Annotated in this window: 1 pseudogene; it reads left to right on the forward strand. The window is 37.8% G+C overall.

Features of this window, described 5'->3' with window-relative positions:
- Positions 1–5,202: pseudogene (locus tag ACSHXM_RS20745) on the forward strand (hypothetical protein); the annotation flags it as partial.

Raw genomic sequence — 5,202 nt, forward strand, 5'->3', positions numbered from 1 at the left:
GATAATGATGATGACAATGATAGCGTGTTGGATAGCGAAGATGCATTCCCACTTGATGCTACCGAATCTATAGATACCGACCGTGACGGCACTGGCAATAATGCTGATAACGATGATGATGGTGATGGTGTCAGTGATGATGAGGATGCATTTCCATTAGATATCAGTGAATCAGTAGATACCGATTTAGATGGTATTGGTAACAATGAAGATAATGATGATGACAATGATAGCGTGTTGGATAGCGAAGATGCATTCCCACTTGATGCTACCGAATCTATAGATACAGACCGTGATGGTGTTGGTAACAATTCAGATAACGATGATGATGGTGATTCGGTTAATGATAATGACGATGCGTTTCCATTAGACAGCAATGAAACTTTTGATACAGATGGTGATGGCATTGGTAACAATGCAGACAACGATGATGATAATGACGGTATTAGTGATGATGAGGATGTATCTCCGTTAGATCCAGATTATTCTTACGGTATTAGCGGTAAAGTTATCGATGGATATATTAATGGTGCAACCGTATTCCTAGATATTAATTATGATGGTGTACACAATAATGATGAACCTGTAACCACTACTAAAGGTGCTGGTAAATTTAATTTTGTGTTAACCGATGAGCAAGCAGAATGTACCGCATACACACCTTTAAGAGTTAATGTGCCTGTTGGTGCCATGGATGAAGATCTTGGAAAAATTACTCAAGCTTATAATATGGTGTTCCCCCCAACATTAGATACCCTAAGTATAAGTGAACAATTAAACATTACCCCATTGACCTCAGTTTTATGGTCAGAAATCGAAATTTTACTTAAAGATAAGATTTCAGAAGGACTATCTTGTGAAAGTGTTAAAAATAATATTAATTCTATTGAAAATATAGAAGGTGATATTGCTTCTTCGATTAGTAATATTGTGCGTCATTATAATATTCCTGCAGACAAAATTTTTAATGATTTTGTTGCGGATAACAATGCAGAAATATCTGCAAAAGCACAACAAATTGTTAAAGGCTTAAAGAAGAGTTTCGCTGAAACAGCGGCATTAAAGGGGCAATATCCAGATATTAGCTATGCCGAAGTCTCTTATTATGTGTTTTCATCTATGGATGGTGATGAGCTATATCCTAATGCTTGGTACCGTGATACATATTATGTAAAAGGTGAAGATACCTTTGTTGAATTGATGAAAGTTAGCGATGACTTGGAGTCAGATATTCGTCTTGTTTATCAAGCCGATCGCAGAGGTGGAGTTAGTACCAATAATTCAAACTTACGTTATGGACTAAATAAAGAGATTGAGTCACGTGGTGGAGATGATTCTCCTTATCAATGTAATTATCAAGAAAGCATTACATATTCATATGAAAATAAACAAGTAGAGTTAGTCAATCTGACTACTTATGATGGTTTATCAAATAATATTGAGGATTGTCAGTTTGCATCGTTCGAAGAATTCACGCAAACACGTTATGTTTTCTGGAACCAAAGAGAGTCAGATAATGAAAGTCAAGGCGTTCAATTCTCCTTTGATTATGATGAAGTAAAATCAGCATTACCTGGATGGACAGATTTTGTTCAGAATATTAATAGTTTATCAGTAGAACAATTAGTTACCTATATTGATTCATTACCAGTACAATTCTGTGAAATTGGCGATGCCGGTGCAATATTTGTAAATAGAAGTAAAAACTATTTAGAAGGTGATGTCCAAGTTACTATCGATAGAGCTGAAGATAACTCCTATAGACTTAGTCGTGTTTTCCCCGATGGAACACAAAGTGAAGAATCTTTTACTGCTGAAGAAAATCCAACTATTAATGGATGTACTTTATTGGATTCAGATAAAGATGGATTTACTGATTATGATGATTCTTTCCCTAATGATCCTAATGAATGGGCTGATTTTGATTTAGATGGCATCGGAAACAATGCCGATACTGATGATGATAATGATGGAGTGCTTGATACAGTTGATGCATTTCCATTTAATGCTAGTTTAACTGTTGAAATTAACAATGGACTCAGCGGTGATTCTTTAAATATAGCTGAAGATATTTCAATAGATTTATATGAAAGTTGTGGGGCAAATTCAGCAGCACCAGCAAATGTAGATAGTGATAATGATGGTGTTTATGATTTTTACGATGCGTCACCTAACGATGCAAATGTTTCAAAAGCACTTAAATTTAATTTAGGATGTGTTGCCAATGCTGGTATTTCTGAGTCTATCAGTGACAGCTCTACTGGTGAAATTGTTTGGCTAAAAAATCAAAAACGTTCAAAATCTACAATTGAATTTGTTCTGCCTAACGCCTATGCCCAAGATTCGTCAATTACCTTATCGAATACAACTAACGTAAATAGTGTTGATCAATATGGTGAGTCAGTCGCAGATGCTATTTTAGCATCTGATGCGTTCTTTGTGGCTGAAACAATAGCGACTCCAGATGGTCGATTTACTTACTTAGTAACCTCTCCTCGGGTACAGGACGCATTGAGTGGCCTCCCACCAGAAACTTGTAATTTATACGTTGTCGATAATGAGGATAATAGTTTTAGGTGTGCTCTAGAGAGTTCTGACTTTGAACCAACTCCGGTTCAGCTGCTTGGCAGTTCTCGAATCTCTTTCAATCTTCAAGGTATACAGTTCCGTGCTGATAATACAGGGATATTCGTAGGTAGCGACAATCAGCTTTACTTATTATCTCAGCAAGGTAACGCATCCCGTCTACCTAATGGTGCGCCATTTAATGAAAATTTTGATATTAATTTTGGGGGGGCTGGCTGGCTTGATGACGAACATGTTTACTACGTTGCAGGATATTATAGTTTTGATACTGGAACCTATATTGGTCCAAATATCTCTGTAATAGATGTCAATTCTCAGCAGATTATATTTACCGGTACAGAAGCTAATATTCTTAATAACGCTGGTGGACAGGTGTCACAACTTGATAATGTTGTATTCATTGGTCAGAGAGCTATTCGTTGGACTGGTAATGAGTTTCTCAGTGCCCCTGAATTAGAGGGGGGTGGGATCGAAACGATTGTCGATCCGTATGATCGTGCATGGTCATATCAAGATTTTTATGAAGGTGATACGCCAAAACTACTCACTAGTAATGATGGCCAATATCGTATAGAGCTTTCACAAGCAGCACGCAATGGCTTTGATGATCAACCCTCGAGTGGAACTGGTAGTGGTATGGTATATCGTAATTTTGCCTTCGCTGAAGATTATTTATTGCACAAATATGGCATGAATGCCAAAACTCCAGTACAAACGATAGAAGGACAACCTTACTTGTCCTCAACTGTTTATCCGTTGGCAAATGATCAAGGTTATATCATTGTCGATAATCGTTTTTCAGTATGGGATTATATTCCTTCTGTAAATACGACTGGTAATGTAACGGTCAATTACACTGCTTTAGTTGATGGTGTTGCAGAAGCTCGTTCCATGACTATTCCGGAAGATGCAGTTCAACGCTACCTTGCACAAACCCCTCAGCCGCTTAACCCGTTGAATTTTACTAATGACCTAAGAGAAGTTACAGATAGCGGTACCATTCGTTTATATACTCCAGAGCCACATCGCTTAGGCTTTTGCTTGTTTGAACTTGCAACAGAAAATCAGCAATGTGCATTGCTTGAAGACTATAACTCAACATCGGTTCGATATGATTACTTACAAGGTAATCAATTCTTACCACAAGATTACTATGAATGTATTGATGGGAATTGTAGTTCGGGAATCCAAAATCTTATTTTGTTAGGCGATGAACTCTATGTCTATTTCAGAGATGATACAGATGGTCAGTTCTATGCTGCTACTGCATCTGTCGTGGACTTTATGCTGCAAGGCGAAGCAGCGCTTGCAATATCTCCAGTTAAGCATACTGCTGGTGAGTCAGAAATTATGGCGAGCGCTAATGCTTTACGAGATTTGCCAACTGAGTCTTATAATGATTTTACAGTTGATGTATCTGATGATTCACTGATCGTTAATTTTAACCAATCTTTGAATGCTTATGCGACATTACCTGATTTTACACTCAATAATGAATCTGTATCGATTACTGACGCATCGTGGAATGATGAGCGAACTCAAGTGATTTTAAGCTTTGATTTTTCTGCATTAACAACATTGACTCAAGTAGAAATAGATAATGAGAATGTGTTCTTCTTAACAGACTCTACAGCTCGATATAAATTACCCACGATTACTCTTGAAGTAGGTGGCACTAATGCTCTAGCTATCGAGCCTACTTTTAATGAGCAACTATTTGTCAAAGCTATAGCAGGCAAAAATACTGTACCTTCAATTATTGTTAATCCAGGTAATCGCTTTAGCTTTAGTATCGCAGATTTAGATTCTGAGCTATTCAGCATAGACCCACTTACAGGTGAGTTATCATTTATCACTGCTCCTGATTATCAAGAAAGTCCAAATGGGACTACAGATAATGAATATCAGGTGAAAGTATTAGTATCTAGCGCGCTCAATGAAGTGGTTACAGAGCAAGTTATTACTATTGAAGTTGTACCTTTTATAATTGCAATTTCAGGTTCAGTCGTCGATAGTTACGTTGCTGGTGCTGTAGTTTTCCAAGATATCAATGACAATGGGGTGATTGACGCGAATGAGCCTAACACTGTCACAGATATCAATGGCCAATTTGAGTTAATGCTCGACTCGAGTAGCCGAAATGCCAGAATCCGGGTGGTAAATAGTGGCTTCGATATTGGTGCTAATGAAGTGCTAGGAGCAATGCTAGATACTATACCTAGTGATCAAGGCCATTTCGTGCTTTCGCCAATATCGACTCTAGTAGGGCGTATGCTTGCAAGTGATTACGGATTATCACTACAAGGTGCTAATCAGCGAACAGCGTCTACATTGGGTCTTGACTTATCAGTTTATCCAGAGCAAAGCTTACTTGGGATAGATCCGCTTGCACAAATGCAAAGCGATGATGACAATGTCGTACAAGCAAGTAAAGATTACTTCCATAGTCAGATGCAGTTAATGGCATTAGGTAATTTGACGGGCGCATTATTCAAGCATCAACATGAAGCGGCATTACAAATATTACAAAATGATTATTCAGCATTTGCTCAAACTCCATTGGATAGCGATTATCTTTCAGCGTTAGGGCACGAGCAGTTCTTTGATACCGTCACT

Source organism: Paraglaciecola sp. (genome assembly GCF_051252315.1).
Taxonomy (GTDB): domain Bacteria; phylum Pseudomonadota; class Gammaproteobacteria; order Enterobacterales; family Alteromonadaceae; genus Paraglaciecola.